The sequence below is a fragment of the Vibrio ziniensis genome, assembly GCF_011064285.1.
Classification (GTDB): domain Bacteria; phylum Pseudomonadota; class Gammaproteobacteria; order Enterobacterales; family Vibrionaceae; genus Vibrio; species Vibrio ziniensis.
The window spans coordinates 2955568-2979506 of the sequence record NZ_CP049331.1 but is presented as its reverse complement, the minus strand read 5'-3'; the positions used below and the strand labels follow the sequence as shown (position 1 = coordinate 2979506).

The following is a 23939-nucleotide window of genomic DNA, read 5'->3' as shown; positions in this document are numbered from 1 at the left end:
TTTTTTTGCTCTTCCTACAAGACCTTTAGCAATATTTTTGGAGAATATGTTAAGTCAGAGTTCGCAGGGCGTTGAAATGCACACACCTTGATGTATTTAAGGTGTGTGCTTAGTTCAACGTGTTATTTACTTAGCGTAATACTTTTGCTTAATCATATCTTTTAAGATATTTGATTTATTGATTGTCACGTCACTTCTCTGAGAAGAGTATTCGTAACTATATTCCACATCAGGATAACAGTAAGAATCATCTTCCCAACTACCCACAGTTTCAACGGTTACACCGCCGTTGGAATCAACGACGAAATCAAACACAGCCCAACAATCGGTTGCATCGCCACTTGGTGGTGAGAACACTTGAGTCGCATTGTCCAACGTGACTTTTACACGTGCAGGGGATGCTGCAATCGTACTAGAGCCTGCGTAACGGTATACCGCGTAGCTGTATCTTCCCGCGTATGGGAAAGAACTGATAGTGGTAATTTCAGGACCGTAGCTAGTGACATCATCTACATCTAGATACATATAACTGTTGTTGATTGTGACTTCGTCATTTCCGTAAAACAGTAAGAATTTACCATCGCCGGATTCTGACGTTGGTCCGATAAACTGTGTATCTAAATCGCTAGGGTTTTCACCCCAAGTTAAGGTTACCGTTGCTGAGGAAGTCTCAGTAGTTTCTAAAGTAATACATTCACTCTGGGTTTCATCTGACGTGCCTGTTGCCAAAGTATATGTTCTGCTCGTTCCCTCTGGTGAGGTGGCGGTGAGTAAAATGCTTGAAGATGGTTTGGCCAATACACTGAAATTACCGCTGAGGTCTGTGGTTGCAAATGCCTGACCTGAATAGCTTACCCCTTGTGTTTGAATACTCGCAGAGCTAATTTTTTCACCAGATGAGTCCTCAACACAGCCACTAATTGCGATAGTTTCATAAAGGAAGTCGGCATTCCATGTAGTAAAGTGTGAGACTGTTCCTTCGTAATAAGAGCCATCAGTATCTATGACTAATGTAGCTGTTCCCTCTTCTACCCAGTAACCAGTTTCTTCGTCGTAGTAATACAGAGGAATAGTGGTTGGGATATCACTAGAGTTTGAACCTAGTGGTATTCTTATCGTCGCAGTTTGGTTGGTGCCTAAATTATAACTGTTACCTTCATCATCATTAAAAGTGACGCTGACTGCACCAAAACTTTCAATTGGTTGCGCATCTCCGTTTTCATCTAGCGCTTCATAGTTTCCTGGCATCAGTTCAGGATCGACACTTGGGTCGATAATGGTAATTTCCGCTGTTACATCTCCAGCAGGTGCATTTCCGTCAGCATCAACGATAGAGTTAGCCGCTAGGCTTACAACATTAAGGTCTGAAACGGTTAAATCTGAACTTGATGAAGGAGAGAAGGTGACTGAGCTATTAATCGGCTGCATGAACAGTTGCACACTCAAGCTACCGTCAGTGATTATTCGGCTGTATTCACCATAATCAGCAGCATCCCCACTAACCACAATGCGGTCAGCATCACTACTCACGGTAAGGGTTAGCTCGCCGTTTTCATCCGTGGTGCCTGAATAGGTATTTGTACTGCCATCGACGGTCTCAGTAACTAATATTTCCGTTCCTGAAAGTGATGTTCCAGTAAAGTAGTCACTGGCTGTGACGGTTAATACCGCACTCGCACCGCCGTCATTAGAGTTGTCGTTGCTATTATTACTATCAGAACCTCCGCCGCCACCACCACAGCCAGCAAGAGTCGTTGCACTAATTATCATTGTAGCCAATAACGTTTTTTTCATAATCAATCCCTGTTATGTTATTTTTATGTCAAATTAATTTTTTATTGGATTAATGTCATTAAAAAATACATATACAACGAAGTGGTTGTGAATTAGATCACTTAAGCATGTTGATGCTTAGTTTGGGTGCTCAGTGAGTTTGAAGGAGAAATTGAACTGAGTGGAATTCTGAATTTTAAGGCGGATGATGAATTAGCGCGTAAATTGGATTGGTTTGGTAGTAAAGGGGTAAATCAAACGAAGGTGACAAGACAAGGCACAGTCATTTTTTAAAAGTGGTAGTTTTTGTGGTCGTTTCTAAAAACAAAAGGCTTTTGGAATGCCAAAAGCCTTATATATCATTTATTTAAAACTCAGCGATTAGTTCATGCCGTATTTTTTAAGTTTCTTGCGAAGAGTGCCGCGGTTGATACCCATCATAGTTGCTGCGCGAGTTTGGTTACCGCGAGTGTACTGCATGATAGTGTCTAGTAGTGGCTGTTCAACTTCTGCTAGAACTAACTCGTATAGTTCTGTCACTTCTTGACCATTTAACTGAGCAAGATAGTTTTTAAGAGATGCTTTAACGGAATCACGTAGTGGCTTTTGCGTGATTTGGTCTTGTGAAGTTACTGTTGTTACTGTTAAAGCTTCTGAAGTGAGATTTTGTTCGAACATATTCGGTCTAGCTCTTCTCTTAATTATGATGATGCAACGTTACCCTTGCGACTTAATTGGCTTGGGTATTATCAAAATAACCTTCAAGCGCTTCTAATTGCAGCTGTGCTGCCTCTATGGCGTTGAAGGTACGGCGAAACTCACCAGCTTCTTCATGTTCTTTCAGGTACCAACCGACGTGTTTACGTGCGATTCGTGGACCTAAATACTCCCCATAGAAACTATGTAGAGCAGTCACATGACCAAGCATAATACCTTTCACTTCCCCGAGAGGTAGTTCAGGCATTGTGGTGCCGTTTTCCAAATAGTGTTGGATTTCTTGGAAAATCCACGGACGACCTTGGGCAGGACGTCCAATCATTAAAGCGTCAGCGCCTGTGTACTCAAGCACATATTTGGCCTTCTCCGGAGAATCGATATCACCGTTAGCGATAACCGGAATATTGATTGCCTCTTTCGCCGCTTTAATGCTGTCATATTCGGCCTCACCTTTGTACATACAAGCTCGTGTTCGACCATGGAGCGCGAGTGCCTGTATGCCGCAGTTTTCGGCTAATTGAGCGATGTAGACACAGTTTTTATTGTCTGTATCCCAGCCAGTACGGGTTTTGAGTGTCACAGGGACATCCACCGCATCTACCACGGTTTTTAAGATCTCTTCTATGAGATCTGGAAAACGAAGTAGTGCAGAGCCGGCTAGCTTCTTATTCACTTTTTTTGCTGGACAACCCATGTTGATGTCGATGATTTGCGCACCGTTTTCAACACTGAATTGAGCAGCATCTGCCATCAGCTGTGGATCACTTCCCGCAATTTGGACTGAGCGAATGCCCGATTCGCCTTCGTGTACCATACGGTTTTTTGATTTCTCGGTTCCCCATAATGCAGGGTTGGATGACATCATTTCACTGACCGCCATACCCGCACCGTATTGGAGACACAACTCACGAAACGGTCTGTCCGTTACACCCGCCATAGGGGCGACGATAAGATTGTTTTCGAGTTGATAGTTTCCGATCTTCAAAATATCTTCACAGCTTATTTTTAGGTCAATCGACCAGTAGCAAGGGCGCGCATTTTACGCATTTTTTTACTGCGTGAAAAGACTAATATTTGAGCATTTACAAATTGTTTTTGTAATAGGCTCAAAATTCAATCAATTACAGTTTCCTCGTTCTACTTAAAATTGCAGCGTTGCTGTCTGTGTGTACGATCCCGAGTAACATAGTTGCCTATACTCATGGGAACTCTCTCACTTATCGCTTAGCTGCAACGGTAAGTTGTTTGAGGAAATGAGTGCCTGCTTAGTTTAATTTTTGTCCTGAAATACGGCACCATTCGTTTTTATCAACGATAGGGTCTACCTGTAGATCATCGCGGTAGTAGTTCGCGACGTCTTCAGCTTGTGTATCCAGTACGCCAGACATAGCTAATAGACCACCTGGCTTCATCAGACCTTTAATTACGCCTGAAAGCTCACGTAGTGGGCCTGCGAGAATGTTCGCCACGACAACGTCAGCCACTAAACCTTCTGGTTGATCTTGAGGTAGGTATACCTCGATTTGATCTTCAACGCCGTTACGTCCAGCGTTGTCTTTTGATGCCAGCAGAGCTTGTGGATCGATGTCGATCCCAATCACTTTCGCTGCGCCGAGTTTGATCGCTGCGATCGCCAGAATGCCCGAACCACAACCAAAATCGATGACGGTTTTGCCGCTTAAATCAAGCGATTCTAACCACTCAAGGCAAAGAGCGGTTGTTGGGTGAGTACCCGTGCCGAATGCAAGACCCGGGTCTAGCATGACGTTCACCGCGCTTGGATCGGGAATATCGCGCCAGCTAGGGCAAATCCACAGACGTTCACCGAACTTCATTGGATGGAAGTTATCCATCCATTCACGTTCCCAGTCTTTATCTTCGATCTGTTCAACTTTATGCGCAAAACCTTCAGGAAGAAGCTGGCTGTCGCGAATTTGGCTGATGATGAGCGCTGTGTCCACTTCAGCATCGTAGAGAGCTAATACGTCTGTGTCGCCCCATAAGCGAGTTTCGCCCGGTAGTGGCTCAAATACAGGAGTATCTTTTGCATCTAGGAAAGTGACGGATAACGCGCCCGTGTCTTCCATTAGCATATCGCTAATTTGTTCTGCGTTTTCGTTGGTCGCGTTAAGCTTAATTTGAATCCAAGGCATGTTATTGCTCTCTTCGTTCTTGGCGCTAGTTCTTGGTACTAGCTCTTGGTATTAGATAATGGCGCAGAGTTTACCCCTGTGCCCGAGGTGCTGCAACTTTGTTCGTTGCCTGTATTGGGCTCGTTATTATGATGAAATTAGCGGCTGTGCGATCTAACTCTATGTTTTAGCTTTGAATTATTATGGAAGAAAATTCACTATAGATAGATGATAATTCTGAAAGCATAACTATATGGAACGTGTGCATGAATAGGTTGAGAAAATCATTCTTGCTTGAGGGGGAATTTAGATCTAACGACTCCAGAATAAACGATGCTGTTGATTATTTGAATAAGGCTTGTGGCAATTCAAGAGTACTTATTTCGTTTCCGAATAATCAAGGAGGGCACGTTGAATCGGCAGAAAAACTGATTCGTGCAATAGAAAACACTAACGCTTGTAAAGTCGATTTGCTCTTTTCTGGTTTTGCTATTAGCGCGGCAGCGTATGTGTTTGCTTATTTTTCATTTTATGCACCTCAGGAACATATTCATACGAGGGTTAATAAAAAATTATGTCTTGTTTATCATAAACCAAGGTTTGTTCAGAAGAACGCGATTGTGTTTAGCAATTCTATTATCAACAAAGCAACTCAGGATCCAGCAAAGAAGTACTTACTCGGTATTACTCCTGAATTTGATAAGGCATTCCTGACAATGTACAACACGTTACTTGAAATTGGTTATAACATTGCTCCACATATGGAAGCTGTATACAATATGAACGGTGATGTTTCAATTGTGTTTGATGAGGGGTTGGTATAGTGAACAGAGTTAGTATGGAATTAGTTGCTAAAGCTCGTCAAAAGAGGTTGGAACAAATACGGAATGGTGAAGTTTCTTTGAGTACGTTAGCTGAAAATGTTCGTAGGCTAAGGTTGCGTAAAGATTACGAAGCTTCTCAGTATAAAGCGCAGTCTGAAGACAATTGTCAAAACGAAATTTTGTAAATTAATTCATTCACAGCAGTTACAATCACCTACTTGTATTTTCCCTCCAGTTTCCACGCGTGTAAGCTAACGCAAAAACAAAAATGCCCACCGAAGTGGGCATTCAAATAAGCGTTTGATGCGACTTATTTACTGATACCGAGTTTTTTCTCTAGGTAATGAATGTTCGCACCACCATGTTGGAAGTTTTCATCCTTCATGATTTCTTGTTGTAGAGGGATATTGGTTTTAATACCTTCCACAATCATTTCGTTAAGTGCGTTACGCATACGTGCAATCGCTACGTCACGGTTTTCACCGAAAGTGATCAGTTTACCGATCATTGAATCGTAGTACGGTGGAACTGTGTAACCTGTGTAGATGTGCGATTCCCAACGAACACCCATACCGCCAGCGGTGTGCAGGCGAGTAATCTTACCTGGGCTAGGCAGGAAGCGTACTGGGTCTTCAGCGTTGATACGACATTCAACCGCGTGGCCACGGATCTTGATGTCATTTTGAGTAAATGACAGCGGTTGACCAGCAGCGATACGAAGTTGCTCTTTAATCAAGTCTACGCCGGTAACCATCTCTGTTACTGGGTGTTCAACCTGAATACGAGTGTTCATTTCGATGAAGTAGAACTCGCCGTTTTCGTATAGGAACTCAAACGTACCTGCACCGCGGTAACCGATTTCGATACACGCACGAGTACAGCGTTCACCGATGTACTTACGCATCTCTTCAGTGATGCCTGGTGCTGGAGCTTCTTCAACCACTTTTTGGTGACGACGTTGCATAGAACAGTCACGTTCACCTAGGTGAATTGCGCCGCCTTGGCCGTCAGCAAGAACCTGTACTTCAACGTGACGTGGGTTTTCTAGGAATTTTTCCATGTAAACCATGTCGTTGTTGAACGCTGCTTTTGCTTCTGCACGAGTCATGCTAATGGCGTTGACCAGATCTTTTTCAGAACGAACAACACGCATACCACGACCGCCGCCGCCGCCAGACGCTTTGATGATTACTGGGTAACCGATGCGTTTCGCGTGGGCTTTGTTCTTCGCTTCGTCGTTATCTAGAGGACCGTCAGAACCTGGTACACAAGGTACGCCTGCTTTTTTCATTGAGTTGATGGCTGAAACTTTATCGCCCATTAGACGAATAGTTTCTGCTTTTGGACCCACGAAAATGAAGCCGCTTTTCTCTACTTGTTCAGCAAAGTCAGCATTTTCAGACAGGAAGCCGTATCCAGGGTGGATCGCCACTGCACCAGTCACTTCTGCAGCAGAAATGATGCGAGGAATGTTTAGGTAACTTTCCATGCTTGATGCAGGACCGATACAGATGGATTCATCGGCTAACAGCACATGTTTTAGATCGCGGTCAGCAGTAGAGTGTACCGCTACCGTTTTGATCCCTAATTCTTTACACGCGCGAAGAATACGAAGTGCAATTTCACCTCGGTTCGCGATGACTACTTTATCTAACATAGAAAAGGCCTCTATTATTCGATAACAACAAGAGGTTGGTCGAATTCTACAGGCTGACCGTCTTCTAGTAGGATTGCAGTAACAACACCAGATTTGTCTGATTCGATTTGGTTCATCATTTTCATCGCTTCAACGATACATAGTGTATCGCCAACAGACACTTTTTGACCCACTTCGATGAATGGTTTTGCATCTGGACTTGGTGAGCGGTAGAAAGTACCAACCATTGGAGAAAGAACTTTGTGACCTGCTGGTGCGCTAGGCTCTGCCGCAGCAACTGGTGCTGCTGCCACAGGTGCTGCTACTGGAGCAGGCGCTGCAACTGGTGCTGGTGCTGCGTAGTGAATTGGTGCTGGAGCAGGAACACCGTGACGACTGATTCGTACTGACTCTTCGCCTTCAGAAATTTCTAGTTCAGCGATGCCTGATTCTTCAACTAACTCGATTAGTTTCTTGATTTTACGAATATCCATTGTTTCTTTTCTCTTTTATCTTGTTGAGTAAGACAGTCTGTTCAGACTGCAGAGTGTTTGGTTACTTTGTCTGCAGAGTTTTTAATGCAGCAGACAGAGCAAATTCATAACCTTGTGCGCCTAGACCACAGATCACGCCTTGTGCTTTATCAGACAAGTAAGAGTGATGGCGGAATGGTTCACGAGCATGCACATTCGACAGATGCACTTCGATAAACGGAATGGCAACGCCGAGTAATGCATCACGGATAGCGACGCTTGTATGAGTAAAAGCGGCGGGGTTGATAATAATGAAGTCCACATTGCCATGAGCTTGGTGGATAGCTTCGATAAGCTCATATTCACGGTTAGATTGAAGATGTTCTAACTCAACACCGACTTTTTCTGCTTGTTCACGCAAAGTCGCGACAATCTGCTCTAAAGTGTTAGAGCCGTAATGCGTCGGCTCGCGTAAACCTAATAGATTTAGGTTTGGGCCGTTTAAGACAAGAATGCGTAATTTGGCAGCCATTGTGTCGCTATCTTCCTCTAATGCGGAGCGAATCTGAGATTATTAAGAATCTTCTCGTATTTGACACGTTTTTTTGTCAAAAATTCATGTAATTTTTTAAATCGACCAAGATTATAGCTAATTCACAGCAAATGGCAGCAATTTACTGGTCTTATCACTTTTATTTAATATATGAGTATAGATGAAATGGGAGGAATGACACAAAGTGAGTCAATTTTTTAGCATTTCATTCTTTAGTGTGTAAGCCAAGATCAGATTTGTCTGATAATTCAAAAAATTGTTGTTAATTTGATATTCAACGCTTGATCAGAAACTATAGTTTATGAATCAAGCTTTAACGAGTGTTTTAGCACTCGAGTCAGTGGTGTAATCGAAGAACTCGTTTGATAGAGGGATGATCAGCCGTTTCTTCGCAATTAAGGTGAATATAATGAAGATAGCCCCATTTATATCAATTACGTCGTTAGTTTTGGCTAGTTCAGTTTACGCGGCTCCAAGTACAGATATTAAAGATAACGGTTCAAAGTTGGCCGATGACCCAACGAAGGTAGTGACCAAAGTTGGTGTGTCTTATGCCAATAACTATGATTTTGATGATTCTAACGTCTCGTTTTCTGGTTCGCTGGCGTTTGATCCAGCAAGAAAGATTAACGTTCGCCTCAATTCAGATGCGAGCGAGTGGCGTGTCGGTGGTTCTTGGTTGTTTCCAGTAGGTATCTTGAACTTTAACTTTGGTAAAAATGAATACACCAATGGTGCAACTCAAACCAACTACAGTGTAGGTACTTTTATCCCACTTAGCATCTTTGGAATTGAACCTTTAGGCGTTCAGTTGTTCCCAATGGCAGGCTACACCTATAACGATGGTGAATCTCCACGCTGTGATGGTGTTGGAGCATGTTCAGATATGTCTTTCGTTGGTACGCCAAGTGCTGATAATGGTTTCTATATGGCTGATTCTGCAGGCAGCAGTGGCTATGTTGGTGCCTTTGGTTTGAAACCGTTAACCAAAGAAGTGACGTTATTGGGCTTTGCGGCGGGCACTTACGGTTCTGAAAATGATGAAGGTGAAAACTACAAAGGTTTCTTTATGGGTGGCGGTGTGAGCTATTTGGCCAATAAGAACCACTCGTTCAGTGTGATGACGTTTATGATGGACAACAATACCTACTTGGATGAGCCAGATAAGCGTGTGATTGCTTCTTATACTTACCAGTTTGATTAATTGCGAACTTGACGTTGCTAAGTTGAAATAAGAAAAAGCCCCAATTAAGTATTGGGGCTTTCTGCTTTTAGAGTCTCTTCGATTATACGAGCTCAGCTTTCTCAGCGATAAGTTTATCAACCACGCTTGGATCGGCTAGGGTCGAAGTATCACCTAAGTTACCTGTATCGCCGGTAGCAATCTTACGCAGAATACGACGCATGATTTTACCTGAACGAGTTTTAGGCAGAGCATCAGTCCAGTGCAGTACGTCTGGCGTTGCAATCGGACCTATCTCTTTACGCACCCAGTCTTTCACTTCTTTATGCAGCTCAGCGCTTGGGTAGACACCATCGTTGAGTGTGATGTAAGCGTAAATTGCTTGTCCTTTAATGTCGTGAGGGACGCCCACCACAGCAGCTTCAGCAATTTTATTAAATGCGACGAGAGCGGACTCAATCTCTGCGGTACCCATACGGTGACCGGATACGTTTAGTACGTCATCGACACGACCAGTGATCCAGTAGTAACCGTCTTCGTCACGGCGTGCACCGTCACCAGTAAAGTACATACCTTTAAAGGTTGAGAAGTAGGTTTGCTCGAAACGTTCGTGGTCGCCGTAAACCGTGCGCATTTGACCCGGCCATGAATCAAGAATAACAAGGTTGCCTTCGGCTGCACCGTCAACGATTTCACCCATGTTATCGACCAGTGCTGGTTGCACACCAAAGAATGGGCGTGTTGCCGAACCCGGTTTCAGGTCTGTTGCGCCTGGTAGTGGGGTAATCAAAATACCGCCGGTTTCGGTTTGCCACCAAGTATCAACAATCGGTGATTTCTGGTTGCCTATGGTCTTGTAGTACCACTCCCAAGCTTCAGGGTTAATCGGTTCACCCACTGAGCCCATGATACGCAAGCTGTCGCGAGAGGTATCTTTTACCGCTTCATCGCCTTTTGCCATCAGAGCACGAATCGCCGTTGGCGCCGTGTAGAGGATGTTGACTTGGTGTTTATCAACCACTTGGCTCATACGGTTTGTGTCTGGGTAGTTAGGCACACCTTCGAACAGAATGGTTTTCGCACCGTTCGCCAGAGGTCCATAGATCAGGTAAGTGTGTCCGGTAATCCAACCCACATCCGCGGTACACCAGAAGGTTTCGCCCGGTTGGTAGTCGAATACGTATTTGAACGTCATGGTCGCGTATACTAGGTATCCACCCGTGGTGTGCAATACACCTTTTGGTTTACCAGTAGAACCCGACGTGTAAAGGATGAAGAGAGGGTCTTCCGCTTTCATCTCTTCTGGCGGGCAGGTCGCAGACACTTTTGCGGTTGCTTCATGCCACCAAACGTCACGATGTTCATGCCAAGCAACGTTGCCGCCAGTGCGTTTAAATACAATCACTTTGTTGATGTTTTTGATTTCAGGATTGGTCAGTGCTTCGTCAACGTTTTTCTTCAATGGTACCGCGCGACCACCACGAACACCTTCATCGGCAGTGATGACCAGTTTCGCGTTCGAGTCAATGATACGGCCTGCAAGGGCTTCCGGAGAGAAACCGCCAAATACCACAGTATGTACTGCGCCGATACGAGTACATGCCAGCATCGCAATCGCCGCTTCTGGAACCATAGGCATGTAGAGACAAACCACATCACCTTTACGAATGCCTTGTTCTTTCATCGCATTAGAGAAGCGGCAAACTTGCTCATGCAGTTGTTTGAAAGTAATGGTTTTATCTTCTTGCGGGTTGTCGCCTTCCCAGATAATCGCTACGTCATCACCGCGCTTAGCCAGATGACGGTCGATACAGTTGGCAGAAACGTTTAGCGTACCGTCTTCAAACCAGCGAATGTCAACATGTCCAGTGTCGAAAGAGGTGTGTTTCACTTTAGTGAATGGCTTAATCCAATCCACAATCTTACCGTGCTCGCTCCAGAATCCTTCTGGATCTTTCACAGACTGTTGGTACATGGCTAGGTAAGTGTCATTATCCGCATGGGTGTGAGATTTAATATTTTCTTTTACCGGATAAATGTGGGCTTCACTCATTACAAATTCTCCTTGTGAATACTGCAATCACCTTGATGGCGTTTAAAACGTCCAACGAGGAAATTCGTTATGTCTATAACTCTTAGTCACATAGGCAAGTTTCACAATTAGACTTTAGGATAAAGGGCTGGGGAAAAAGCTCTTTTTCGTCCCCTTGATAGGGGGGAGAACCAGTCGCTCTTGCCCCTCCCCTTTTGAAGGGGAGGTTGGGTGGGGTTACTTCATTGTGGCGGAGTGAAAGTTGGCAGTTCGCCTTGAGTCAGCCGTACAAAAACTAAAGCGGCGGAAATCGCATCTTGTAGTGCATCGTGTTTGTCTTGTATCGGCAGATCCAAATGGCGACAAATCGAATCTAAACTCAAATCGATATAGGCATTGGGTAGGTGACGTTCGAGTTTGTCGTGGTAGATCTGGCTTACTTCAATCAGGGTATTGGGCAACGGAAAGCCAAGCTGTTTGCGACAAGCAATGTCTAGAATTTTTTTGTCATAGCGGATGTGATAACCAACCAGAGGTCGGTTACCGATAAAAGCGATGAGCTGGGTGAGCGCATCCTTTTCCGATATGCCGTCGATTAAATCTTGATGACGCATGCGATGAATACGAACAGAGTTGGAATCCAGCGACTGCGGTGCTCGCAGCCTCACCTCAAAAGGCTGACTGGTGATAATACGATTATCAATGATCTTGGTGGCCGCTATGGTTACCAGTTCAGCTCTGTTTGGGTCTAAGCTGGTGGTTTCACAGTCGAGAGACACATACTCATTACCTCTGCTTGGTTCAAACAGTGATTGGTAATTCGAGTCTTTCAGTTTGTGGCGCCAATAGCGACGACTTATCCAATTCATGGCTGGCCTTAATCTTAGTCTCTGATCTGATAGTGATAACCAAGCCACTGCTTGAATTTTTTCACTACATGCAGACTGTGCCTGAGTAGATCTCGTTCGGTACGATCCAGTAGGTTAATGTCGATATTGTTACTGTTTTTCTGCTCACCACTTAACTGATTTCCCAGTTGCTGAGCAAGACGCAGTTTGAAAAATTGCTTCAATGCTTCACTCAGGTTATCACCGGTCTGCTTCTCTAAAACACGGCGTTTTACCAGTTCGCCGATGCGGTCAAAGGTATTATTCTGTTCAATCATGTGCTCTAAGCTCAATGCCCGAATCCCGTGGACAATCGGGAAAATGCCGCCTTGTTTTATGTCCAATCCGGTTTTGGAATTTTTCACATTGCCAAACAGAGTAAGAGGTACTGAGAAGTTGAGAGCAGGGCGCGTAAACTCTGTCAGAATCAGTTCTTGATCAGCCATTAAGTGACTCAAATGCGCTTTGATGGGGGCAAGCAGAGATTTATTCCCGGCAATTGCGTGCGCATCCGCCATGATGGCAATATCCATCACTTGTTCAGGTTTGGCCGAATTGACCCAACTGCTGAGCATCTTCTTCCACTGTGACTGGCTCTTCACCCATTTAGGGTTGTTGACCATGACTTTGCCCGGGCATAGTGGATAACCAAGCTGCAGCAAGGTATGAGTCAGCTCATGCATGACGTTTTCACACTGGTGCCACTCCAATCCGTCTTTGATGATTAAGGCGTTATCCTGGTCAGTTTTGAGTATCTGTTCGCCACGACCTTCCGAACCTAATACGATGAAGCAGCAGTGATCATGCAGGGCTGGTGGCACTACCAGTTCAAAGGCTTTCTCGATTATTTGCTCGTTAACCGCAGAAATCAGCTCCATGATGAAACGGGTGCGAACCCCTCGGCTGAGTAGGCTTTCAATCAGTTCTATCTGCTTGTTCGATGCCAGTGCCAGCTCTTCTACGCTCGATGCCCGTGCAATCGCCAGTGTCAGGACATGTGAGTGGGTAGAGAAGGTGCTGAGGATCTGCGTCATATCCAACAGACCCACGGCATTATTACCGTCGCACACCATCACACGTTTAACGCGATTACGCGTCATCATCACCATGGCATTAAACAGGAAATCGCCTTCATCTACGTGCATCACGGGGAAAGTCGCAATTTTGCCGACTTGCGTATCAAGAGGGTGCTCATCTAGCATCACCGCATGCAGCATGTTCGTTCGGGTGACGATGGCGTACGGGTGATGAGTGGAATCAATCAGGCGAATATCCGATTCATCCAGTTCAACCAGTGCGGCATCAACGCCGTTTTCTTTCATTTGCAGGGTGACCGCTTTTAATGATTGATCTGGGGTGACAATCATTGGCGGAGAGTAGATGGAGTTATCCACTTTGGTTAGGATGAATTCAGCAATATTTTTCTGCTGTTGCGCCGCTTCTATCAGCTCTTGTCTTTTGGCTAGGTTATTGTCGAAGTAAGCAGCAAATTGCCCGTTTGCCGAGTATAGGGAAAGAAAGACTTCCCTTGGAATCAGGTAAGAAAGCGTATCTTCGAGCGCGATGTATTGATGACGGGTATGCTCTTCAAACAGGGAGCGCACGTCAAACATGTCGTCATTGGCGTAGTGGGCGAATATCTCTTTGCCCGTTGCCGAGCGTTCTTCTACGGTACCTTTTATCAAAACGTGTAAATGGGTACTGGCCTGTCCGCTTTTTAGCAGAGTAGCCCCGAGTCGGTAATAAGCCACATCTAATGACGCACGCAGTTTTCTCTGTTGATCAGAGGTTAAACGATCAAAGGGTGGAGATTGCATGTTGAATTTATCAGGCATATACCCTTCCTGTTTAAAGGCACAGCTAAGTTGGCTGCGCAGGCAGAACTTCACCAGTGAGAAAGACCCAAATTAAGAGTGATGAAGATCCAAGCCAAGATAGAGAGATCTCAGTTAAGTGTGACAAATTTCTTTCTGCTCTCCAGACGACTTTGGTCTAATGACACCATTTTGTCGACAATGAAAGTTGTGATAGGGGAAACAGTTCGTTTAACAAAGTTCCCTTTTTCGCAGGCGAGACTCATTGCATAATGGCGGCGCTGTAGCCACTGACTCGACATTTTTCGCTCTGTTTGAGTTTGGTGTGCGTTGTGATCAGATTCCAGTGTTCGCTGGAATGACGAATAAATAGGATAAAGAATGTTTAAGCCCTCTCCCTACGGATGGATCTCCCAATACTTTTTCGGCTTTTTCTTTGCTTATGGCGTTTATCTACCATTTTGGGCGCTATGGTTTGAAGGGCAGGGCGTGCCTGCCAGCGACATCGGCATTCTAGTGGGGATTGGTTTTGCAACCCGTTGTGTGGCGAACTTAGTTATCACGCCTCGAATTCATAAGGTGGAACATCTGTTACCCGCACTACGATGGGTGACATTTGCGTTGATGTTATTTATCGCTTTCCACTTTTTCACGGGTGGCAGTTTCTGGTTGCTGGCGCTGGCGACGATCTTATTTAATATGGTCTGTGGACCGGTATTACCTCTGTCTGATTCGGTAGCCAACCACTATGCCAAACGCAACATGCTGGATTACGGTCGTACCCGTTTGTGGGGTTCGATTGCCTTTATTGTCGGGTCTACCGTGGTGGGTTATTTGATTGTGCTATATGGCTCAGACATGATTGTCTATACCGCACTGTTCGGCATATTCGTCACTTTGCTGATCAGTTTGCGTAACCCTTCTGTCATGCCCGTGACGGAAAATCATGAGCACAAAGTTCGCCCTAAATTAACCGAATTACTTCGTGAATGGCCGGTGATTAAATTCCTGCTGCTGGTTGCTCTTATCCAAGGCAGCCATGCTGCCTACTACAGTTTTAGTTCAATCCATTGGCGTGCTGCGGGTCATTCGGAAGACATTATCGGTTACTTGTGGAGTTTAGGTGTTGTTTCTGAAATTCTGGTGTTTGCGATTAGCAAGCGAGTGTTCTCCAAATGGAATATCCGTACGCTGTTTGTTATTGCGGCACTTGGGGTCATCGCTCGCTGGGGCTTAACCGCATCAACCACTGCATTAGTCGCCTTGGTGGCGATTCAGTCTCTGCATGGCGTGACTTTCGCTTTGGCGCATATTGCGACAATTAAATATATTCAGCACGCACCGCAACACAAAATGGTGGCTCTACAGGCGCTGTACAATGCTATTCCTCTTGGCGCAGTGATTGCGATGATGACCACGCTGAGCGGCTGGGGTTATGAAAGCTGGGGCGCGGGGGTATTCTGGGGAATGGCGTTGATGGGTGTTGTTGCGTTGTTTGTTAAAGTGGAATTACTGCAATCGTCGGTGAAAGAGGTTTCTATTAATAAAGCGAAGCCTGAAGCACAAAATTAACACTCATTCATTCACCTTGTTTTTGAAAGTGCGTAGCATGCGGTTATCAGTTCTCCCGATCTAAAGAACAGTGTCTTATCGACAAGTACTTTTGTGATGTTGTTCCTCCCCTTTCGAAGGGAGATAGCATCTTTCTCCTCCCCTTTTTAAGGGGAGGTTGGGTGGGGTTTCTTTCACGGAAGTTCATCAAGCTCCGTAGGGATCTGCCCCCTCTAACTCCCCCTCATCTGAGGGGGGAGAATCAACAGCATATTGAAGAGAGATTCTAAATAGCGGGGGAATCACTCACTTTCACAGGGAATAGGGAAGTCGAATGCAGGGTTGGTTGGTGGTTCCAGTCTCACTCGCTTATTTAGGCGTGCTGTTTCTCATCGCATGGTATGGCGATCGTCAAACTCGTTGGCTCGCGAAATGGCGGCCTTGGATATACAGCCTATCGATTGCGGTTTACTGCACCTCATGGACGTTCTACGGTACAGTGGGTCAAGCTAGCCAGAACCCGTGGTCATTTCTACCGATTTATATTGCCCCTATTATTGTGTTTACCCTTGGCTGGCGAATACTGGCTCGTCTTATCCTGATCGCTAAACGGGAACACATTACCTCTATCGCGGACTTCATCGCCGCACGTTATGGAAAATCTCAAGGGTTAGCGGTTGCTGTCACTCTTATTGCGGTAGCGGGGATCCTGCCTTACATCGCGTTGCAGCTACGTGGCATCACTATGGGGCTTAATATTGTGGCTCCGGATCTCAGTACTCAACTGGGCTATCAAGACGAGAGCGTCTCCTGGTTTGTGGTGTTGGCTTTGGCGTTGTTCACCATGCTGTTTGGTACTCGCCATATTGATAATACTGAACACCACCGCGGTATGATGATGGCTATTGCCTTTGAATCCATCGTTAAGCTGGTTGCGTTTCTTGTGGTTGGTATGTTCATTCTTTACCTCGCACTGCGAGGGCAAGATGTCGCACTGTTGGATGTGGCGCGAGAAACCTATCAGGCACCAAACTGGCCGACGCTATTTGTTCACACCATTTTGACTATGATAGCCATCATCTGTCTGCCTCGTCAGTTTCATACCATGGTGGTGGAAAATGAGCGTGCACAGGACTTGCACACCGCGCGTTGGTTATTTCCTTCCTACCTCATTTTGATGGGGATTTTTGTTCTGCCTATCGCTTGGGTAGGGCAGAGCTTATTAAGCGGCACTTCGCCAGATACGTTTGTGATTAGTGTGCCGGTTGCTGTAGGTGCCAATGATATTGCTTTATTAGCATTTCTCGGCGGTACTTCCGCAGCGTCAGGCATGGTGATTGTATCCACCATCGCCTTGGCCATCATGGCATCTAACGATTTGGTGATGCCTTTACTACTTCGTCGTATGCGTTTGTCGCAGCGCAATCACCGTCACTTTTCCGGTCTGCTGGTGATTATTCGCCGCACTTTAATCTTGCTGCTGTTGCTTGGCGCATGGGGTTTTTATCTGGTTCTCGATACCATTCCGTCACTGTCGGCGATTGGTTTCTTGTCTTTCTCGGCGATTACCCAATTTGCGCCGGCATTGATTGGCGGTATGTACTGGCGAGAGGGTAATCGTAAAGGTGTTTACGTTGGTTTGCTGGTGGGTTTCACCTTGTGGCTGATTACTCTGATGAGTGCGACCAATATGTTGGCGGGCGACCATGAGAGTAACGTGCTGCTGTGGGTCATCACTCCGCCGCAGTTTCTCGGCAACATGGGGTTAGAAAGTTCGGACTGGGGCATGTTGCTCAGCGTTTCTTTAAACACGCTCTGTTATGTGGCGGTTTCCACTGCGACACGCTCAAGTCTAAGTGAGCGCTTACAGTCGGCCTCTTTTGTCGGCACGCCACTGCCGGAAAACGAAAACATCAGTTTGTATCAGAGTCGCGTCACGGTTGCGGAGCTTGAAATGCTTGCTTCGCGTTTTGTTGGGCGTCAGAGAGTGCGCGCGGCCTTTGGTCAGTATTGGGATCAGCAACGTGAAACCTTAATGCCCAATCAACAAGCGCCAGCGACCTTGATTCGTCATACCGAACGTGTACTGGCGGGGGTGTTTGGTGCTTCTTCGGCCAAGTTAGTGCTCACTTCCGCCTTGCAAGGTCGCAATATGCAGTTGGAAGAGGTGGCGACGATTGTTGATGAGGCCTCTGAGCTTTATGACTTTACCCGCGGCTTGCTTCAAGGAGCGATAGAACACATCGGTCAGGGTATTGCGGTAGTGGATAAACAACTCAGGCTAGTAGCTTGGAACCAAAGGTATTTAGAGCTGTTTGATTTCCCTCCGGGTCTGATACAAGTCGGTAGACCAATAGCGGATGTGATTCGTCATAACGCCCAGCAAGGTTTGTGTGGCCCGGGTGACCCAGAAGAGCATGTGCGTCGTCGGGTGTATCACTTAGAACAAGGAACGCGTCACACCTCTTCGCGTATTCGCCCCGACGGTCGCGTGATTGAAGTGCAAGGTAATCCTATGCCGGGCGGTGGTTTTGTCATGAGTTTTACCGATATCACGGTTTTCCGCGATGCCGAACGTACGCTGCAAGAAGCTAACGAAAACTTGGAAGAACGGGTACTAGAACGGACGCGAGAACTGGAAACGCTGAATAAAAAATTGGTGTCTGCGACGCAGCGTTCCGAGCAAGAGTCTCAATCCAAATCGCGCTTTTTAGCGGCTGTAAGCCATGATTTGATGCAACCGCTTAATGCGGCTAGGTTGTTCGCATCGTCACTCTCAGAGGTCGCGCAGGAAGAGGAATCTAAGCGTTTGTCACGCCATATTGAAAGTGCGCTTAGTGCCGCAGAAGATTTGATTGGCGATTTACTGGATATCTCCCGTTTGGAGTCTGGCAAACTCGAAGTGAATTTGCAGAGCTTTAAAGTGAATGATGTGCTTGCCAATTTAAAAGCGGAATTTGAAGCTTTGGCACGTCAGCAGGGAATTAACTTCAGTACTGTACCATCGTCACTCTATGTTCACTCTGATCCTAAGTTGCTACGCCGAGTGATTCAGAACTTTTTAACTAACGCTTTCCGTTACAACCCGAAAGGAAAAGTCGTTCTCGGGGTAAGAAGAGTGGCAGATAAAGTGCGTATCGATGTTTGGGACAACGGTATCGGCATTGAAGAAGACAAGCAGCAAGAGATCTTTGAAGAGTTCAACCGCGGTAGTCAGGTACGTTCAGACCAAGGATTAGGCTTAGGTCTTGCGATATCAAAAGGGATTGCGTTTGTGCTCGGACATGAAATTTCGATGCGTTCTTGGCCGGATCAAGGCAGTGTGTTCTCGCTAACCTTAGACAAGGCTGAAGCCGCTCAGGTGGTACCACAAAAAGCAGTAGCATTAGAAGCGGTGCATGACTTGGCTCACTTACGTGTGTTGTGTGTGGATAACGAGCAAGACATCTTAGTGGGTATGCAGACCTTGCTGGAACGTTGGGGATGTGAAGTGAAAACGGCACTGGATATCAAACAGAGTATGAAAGCTTTGGATAATCAGTGGATTCCAGATGTGATTTTCTCTGATTACCGCCTCGATAACGGTCGCACAGGTTTAGAAGTTTTGCAGCAGTGTCGTTTGCGTCTTGGCGATTGTTTCGAAGGGGTGATAGTGAGTGCCGATCGCAGCCCTGATATCTTGGAAGGGATTAAATCCAACGGCTTTAGTTTTATGGCTAAGCCCGTGAAACCACTCAAACTGCGGGCATTACTTAATCGAATTGGCTGATATATTCATTGCGGTGAAAGCAACCCCACCCAGCCTCCCCTTCGAAAGGGGAGGAGCAAAGACTTGTGACTAAGAGATAGGATACTAGCTACCCCTTTAGTGTTAACAAAAGTTACAAAAGTCTCCTTTAGTTACTTTAGTCATCTCCTCAGAAAACATGTGGCTTTAACTTGATACTCTAAAATCAATTAAAACTACAACAGTGAATCTTCGTTAGTAACAACAACTTCGATTCACATAATTAGAGGGAATGAGCTATGTTTTATGTCCATTTAGCACTGCTGTTAACGATAATATTTATTGGGATCCGGCACGGAGGGGTGGCATTTGGTCTGTTAGGTGGTTTCGGGGTCAGCGTTATGGCCTTTGTGTTCGGTGTCGCACCGGGTAAACCACCAGTTGATGTAATGCTAATTATCCTAGCGGTTGTTGCTGCTTCTGCAACATTAGAAGCGACGGGTGGTTTAAAATTACTGGTTAAATACGCTGAAAAATTAATGCGTAAGCATCCAAACCAAATCGTATTTTTAGGCCCACTTTGTACTTACACTTTGACGGTTTTGGTTGGTACAGGACATTCAGTTTATCCGCTACTACCTGTTATTTATGATGTGGCTTATGGCAAAGGTATTCGCCCTGAACGTCCAATGGCGATTGCATCCGTTGCTTCGCAAATGGGTATTACTGCAAGCCCTATTGCAGCAGCAGCGGCGGTTATGATGGCAACGGCAACGTCGAATCATGTTGATATCAACTTGGTTGATGTTCTTAGTGTGACAATTCCTGCAACGCTTATCGGTGTGCTGGTGGCTTGTACCTGGAGTTTAAAACGCGGTAAAGATTTAGATAAAGACCCTGAATTTGCTGAGCGTTGTAAAGATCCTGAGTTCGTTGCTGCGCTACAAGATAAAGAAGCGATGGGCGATGACAAAATCAGCAGCACGGCGAAGAAAGGTCTGGGTATCTTCCTTGCTGGTATCCTGACTGTTATTTTCGTCGCTATGTTTGGTAAAGATTTAAATCTGCTACCGAAAGGCGTTTCAATGTCAGTGGCGATTCAGTTCCTGATGTTGTCTGTGGGTGCCATCATTCTGGTATCGACTAAGATTCAACCGAAGAAAATTGTTAACGGTAACGTGTTTATCGCCGGTATGACTGCGGTGATCATTATTTTCGGTATTGCTTGGTTAAGTGACACTATTATCACTCACCACAAAACCTTCCTTGTGGATTCGATTCGTGATTTAGTCAGCGCACACCCATGGGCGTTTGCACTTGCTATGTTTGGTACATCAATTTTCTTGAAAAGTCAGGCGGCGGTGTTAACCATCATGTTGCCACTTGGTTTTGCTCTGGGTATTCCGCCTAAAGTACTGATTGGTGTGTTGCCTGCGTGTTATGCATACTTCTTCTTCCCATTCTACCCAAGTGACTTAGCGGCGATTACTTTTGACCGCTCAGGTACGACTCGAATTGGTAAGTATGTACTTAACCACAGTTTCATTCTGCCTGGATTTATTGGGGTATCAACCGCTACAGTGGTCGGTTACTTCATCTCGATGGCGATTAACTAATCTTCATCACTGTTCTTTTGGTTCTCCCCCTTATCAAGGGGGTGTTTGAGGGGGTGCTTTCACAGAACTTGTCACAACTGATGAAGCTTCCGTGAAATAACCCCACCCAGCCTCCCCTTGAAAAGGGGAGGAGTAAAGACTTGTGACTAAGAGGCTGGTGCCATTTCACTGATTGTTCGATATTACTCTCATCTATTCACCACTTAGCTGTGGCTGCGATCAACTTCTGTTTTGAACGTGGTTTACAATCACAGGCTTAGCATGGTAGCTAATATACTCTTCCTACTTGAAGCTGCAGCACTTTATGTTTTGGTATGGGGGCCACGTTCGTTCACCCCGATCGCATAGTATATCTATGCTCATGGGGATTCACTTACTTGCCGCCTACCTGCAACTCCAAGTAGTTTGAGCATTGCTGAAAATGCGCGAGCCTGGTGAGCAGATGAAGTTAAAAAATTATATTACCTTAAGTACCATCACAGCTTCTTCTGCCACCGTGGTAGTGGTTACTTTGGTGATCTTCTATTTATTACAAGTGTCTTACCATGATGGCTTGCGTGCGCGTGGATTAGAATTGGCACGAGTTATTGCCCATGATCCGCATGTGATTACCGCAGTTGAACAGCACAATCAAAACCCTACGATTTCTAACCTCAATGCTTATATTGAAAGCATCCGCCAGCGTACCGATGCCTCATATATTGTGGTGGTGGATAAGCAAGCTCTGCGTTTAAGTCATCCTAATACTGAACGTCTCAACAACACCTTTATTGGCGATGACATTTATCCCGCACTTCGCGACGGTGGTGAATACAGCACTTTTGCTACTGGCTCATTGGGGTTAGCAGTACGTAACTTTTCGGCTATTGAACGTAATGGCGAGGTGATTGGTGTCGTTTGTATCGGCTATCTGGCCGATAAAGTGTCATCGGTCATCTTGCATGAACGATTACAAATTGGGTTATTAATTGCCGCGGTTTATCTGCTCGGACTCTGCGGTATTAGCGCCTATCGTTATAAGTTCAAACAGACCTTTTTTGATTACGAACCGGAATTCATCGTCAACAAGTTTCGAGAATATGAACTGGTGTTTAACTCGATTCGTGATGGCATTGTGGTGGTGGATAAAAATATGCACATCACCATGATTAATGACAGTGCCTGTCAGGTGTTGTCGATGCGAGAGTTTGAGCGTCATGAGTATGTTCGCCACCCTTTGAGCCGCTATTCCTCAACCTTGAATCACTTGTTGTTAGATGGCGATAAAGTCTTTTCACAACATGAGGTTACGCTTGGTAATGTCAATCATCATGTCAATATTTATCCACTCAATATCGGTAAGGTGTTTAGTGGTTACGTGATGGCGTTCTTTGTTAATCTCACGCCTAATGAAATGGAAAAAGAACTGGCTTATCTCAGAAGTTACTCTAGTTTGCTACGCAGCAAAACCCATGAGTACTCTAACCGTCTTAATGTCCTCTCTGGTATGTTGCAAATGGAGAACTACCAACAAGCGATTGAATTTGTTCAGCAAGAGACGGATCGCTACCAATTGGTGGTTAATCGCATTGTCCGCACCATTGCCGATAGTGCGGTGGCTGGGATTCTACTCGCCAAATTTAATAAGGCGGAAGAGATGGGGGTGAAATTCACCGTTGATCAAGACAGCAGTTTAGCCATTTATGATCGCAATATTGCGGAAAAACTGGTCACAATTAACGCCAATTTGATTGATAATGCTCTGCTTGCTGCTTGGCAGAACCGTAAGCAGGTAGCGCCGCTGGTGTCGTTATATATTAGCGATAGAGGGCCACACATCATTATTGAAGTGGAAGACAGCGGTAGTGGTATTCCTCCTCATTTAGAAGACAAAATTTTAGATTTTGGCGTAAGCAGTAAACAAGGTGATGAAACTTGTGGCATTGGTTTGTATTTGGTCAATCAACTGGTGGAGTATTTAAACGGTAGTATTGATTGGGAAAGAAGTGGCAACCATACTACGGCATTTAGCGTTTATCTGGACAAAAAAGAGTGTATCTATGAGTCATGAAATTCAGAGCAACGATATTCAAGTGATGATTTTAGAAGACGATTTGCGCGCGAGTTATGCTCTGGAGTCGACCATTAATCAACAACAAGGATTTAATGTGGTTGCGGCTTGTGAAACCTGTCTTGAAGCGAGAATGCAATTTGAGCTGTTTCGACCTGATTTAGTGTTTGTTGATATTACTTTACCGGATGGCAGTGGTATTGAGCAGGTTAGACAGTGGCGAGATAAAGGCGTAGAGAGTCATTTTATTATGCTTTCAGGTATACGTGAGAGCCGCACTATTGAGAAAGCCATCCAGCTTGGAGTTCGTGATTATTTGGTCAAGCCGGTACGTATGTCACGAGTGGTGCAATCTCTACAAGACTACCAGCAGTATCGTCAAACACTGCTTAACAATAACGAAGTCGATCAGATGGATATTGACTTGCTGTTACATAAATCGTCGCTAAGCAATGTACGCCAGACACCAAAGGGCATAGATGAAGTCACACTGTCGTCACTAAAGGCTTATTTGCAGCGTGAACGTCCGAATACTTTTTCCTGTGAATTTATCGGTGAAAAAATGCATTTCAGCCGTATTACAGCAAGACGGTATCTGGAATTCCTGGAATTGGAAGGTGTGTTACGTTTAGAGTTGGATTACACCACTGGTGGGCGTCCGAGACGTTTGTATAAGCTTATTGAGTGAAGGTTCTCTCCTTGAAACGGAGAGGAGAAGGAGTCATTGGTTCTCCCCCTTATCAAGGGGGAGTTAGAGCTGTCTCTTAGTCACAAATAGATAAAGCATTTTTCTTTTGGTTCTCCCCCTCAGATGAGGGGGAGTTAGAGGGGGTTGAAGTGCACCGAACTGATTAATCACGGCAATCTTAATTAAGTGCAGTGAAAGCAACCCCACCCAGCCTCCCCTTCGAAAGGGGAGGAGAAAGAGGGTATCTCCCCTTCGAAAGGGGAGGAGCAAAGATTTGCAACTA

At 45.4% G+C, this 23939-nt stretch carries 17 protein-coding genes; 7 read left to right on the top strand and 10 right to left on the bottom strand.

What is annotated here, in order from left to right; genetic code table 11:
* Positions 1-126 precede the first annotated feature (126 nt).
* The 4 genes from G5S32_RS13780 to prmA form a co-directional block, all read right to left on the bottom strand.
* Entirely contained in the window at positions 127-1794 is a 1668-nt protein-coding gene (locus tag G5S32_RS13780; protein ID WP_165312496.1) for a hypothetical protein, read from the bottom strand.
* Positions 1795-2154: 360 nt separating this feature from the next.
* Positions 2155-2451, bottom strand: a complete 297-nt coding sequence (fis, locus tag G5S32_RS13775) for a DNA-binding transcriptional regulator Fis (RefSeq protein WP_000462885.1) — start codon at positions 2449-2451, stop codon at positions 2155-2157.
* A 52-nt stretch (positions 2452-2503) separates the two neighbouring features.
* Positions 2504-3475 carry a tRNA dihydrouridine synthase DusB gene (gene dusB / locus G5S32_RS13770; protein WP_165312495.1) on the bottom strand — a complete coding sequence of 324 codons (972 nt, stop codon included), beginning with the start codon at positions 3473-3475 and terminating at the stop codon, positions 2504-2506.
* A gap of 280 nt (positions 3476-3755) precedes the next feature.
* The gene (prmA, locus tag G5S32_RS13765; RefSeq protein WP_165312494.1) at positions 3756-4643 is read right to left on the bottom strand and encodes a 50S ribosomal protein L11 methyltransferase; all 888 of its coding nucleotides are present in this window, start codon (positions 4641-4643) and stop codon (positions 3756-3758) included.
* Between the two features lie 245 nt (positions 4644-4888).
* On the opposite strand from prmA, the gene G5S32_RS13760 reads away from it, so the two are divergent.
* On the top strand, positions 4889-5446 hold the full coding sequence (locus tag G5S32_RS13760) for a hypothetical protein (protein WP_165312493.1): 558 nt from the start codon (positions 4889-4891) through the stop codon (positions 5444-5446).
* 310 nt (positions 5447-5756) lie between these two features.
* Here the strand turns inward: G5S32_RS13760 and accC are convergent, their stop codons facing one another.
* From accC to aroQ, 3 genes are all read right to left on the bottom strand, one after another.
* Positions 5757-7103, bottom strand: coding sequence for an acetyl-CoA carboxylase biotin carboxylase subunit (accC, locus tag G5S32_RS13755; protein WP_165312492.1), 1347 nt, complete (start codon positions 7101-7103; stop codon positions 5757-5759).
* 14 nt (positions 7104-7117) lie between these two features.
* Complete coding sequence (gene accB, locus G5S32_RS13750) at positions 7118-7576, bottom strand: acetyl-CoA carboxylase biotin carboxyl carrier protein (RefSeq protein WP_165312491.1); 459 nt, start codon at positions 7574-7576, stop codon at positions 7118-7120.
* Positions 7577-7637: 61 nt separating this feature from the next.
* A complete protein-coding gene (gene aroQ, locus G5S32_RS13745) occupies positions 7638-8087 on the bottom strand; it encodes a type II 3-dehydroquinate dehydratase (protein ID WP_165312490.1) in 450 nt (149 codons plus the stop codon).
* Positions 8088-8517: 430 nt separating this feature from the next.
* Between aroQ and G5S32_RS13740 the strand changes: the two genes are divergently transcribed.
* Positions 8518-9312, top strand: coding sequence for a hypothetical protein (locus tag G5S32_RS13740; RefSeq protein WP_165312489.1), 795 nt, complete (start codon positions 8518-8520; stop codon positions 9310-9312).
* An 82-nt stretch (positions 9313-9394) separates the two neighbouring features.
* On the opposite strand, the gene acs is transcribed toward G5S32_RS13740, so the two are convergent.
* From acs to G5S32_RS13725, 3 genes are all read right to left on the bottom strand, one after another.
* Positions 9395-11344: an acetate--CoA ligase gene (gene acs, locus G5S32_RS13735; RefSeq protein WP_165312488.1), complete on the bottom strand. Its 1950-nt coding sequence runs from the start codon at positions 11342-11344 to the stop codon at positions 9395-9397.
* 221 nt (positions 11345-11565) lie between these two features.
* The gene (locus G5S32_RS13730; RefSeq protein ID WP_165312487.1) at positions 11566-12192 is read right to left on the bottom strand and encodes a 3'-5' exonuclease; all 627 of its coding nucleotides are present in this window, start codon (positions 12190-12192) and stop codon (positions 11566-11568) included.
* A 14-nt stretch (positions 12193-12206) separates the two neighbouring features.
* A complete protein-coding gene (locus G5S32_RS13725) occupies positions 12207-14045 on the bottom strand; it encodes a DUF294 nucleotidyltransferase-like domain-containing protein (protein WP_165312486.1) in 1839 nt (612 codons plus the stop codon).
* 360 nt (positions 14046-14405) lie between these two features.
* On the opposite strand from G5S32_RS13725, the gene G5S32_RS13720 reads away from it, so the two are divergent.
* From G5S32_RS13720 to G5S32_RS13700, 5 genes are all read left to right on the top strand, one after another.
* Positions 14406-15596: a 3-phenylpropionate MFS transporter gene (locus G5S32_RS13720; RefSeq protein WP_165312485.1), complete on the top strand. Its 1191-nt coding sequence runs from the start codon at positions 14406-14408 to the stop codon at positions 15594-15596.
* 313 nt (positions 15597-15909) lie between these two features.
* Entirely contained in the window at positions 15910-19344 is a 3435-nt protein-coding gene (locus G5S32_RS13715; RefSeq protein ID WP_165312484.1) for a hybrid sensor histidine kinase/response regulator, read from the top strand.
* A 257-nt stretch (positions 19345-19601) separates the two neighbouring features.
* Entirely contained in the window at positions 19602-20918 is a 1317-nt protein-coding gene (locus G5S32_RS13710; protein ID WP_165312483.1) for an anaerobic C4-dicarboxylate transporter, read from the top strand.
* 442 nt (positions 20919-21360) lie between these two features.
* Positions 21361-22968 (top strand): ATP-binding protein, encoded by a 1608-nt coding sequence (locus G5S32_RS13705; RefSeq protein WP_165312482.1) that lies wholly within the window; start codon positions 21361-21363, stop codon positions 22966-22968.
* A complete protein-coding gene (locus G5S32_RS13700) occupies positions 22958-23656 on the top strand; it encodes a response regulator (RefSeq protein WP_207621587.1) in 699 nt (232 codons plus the stop codon). The genes G5S32_RS13705 and G5S32_RS13700 overlap by 11 nt, the downstream gene beginning before the upstream one ends.
* Positions 23657-23939 lie beyond the last annotated feature (283 nt).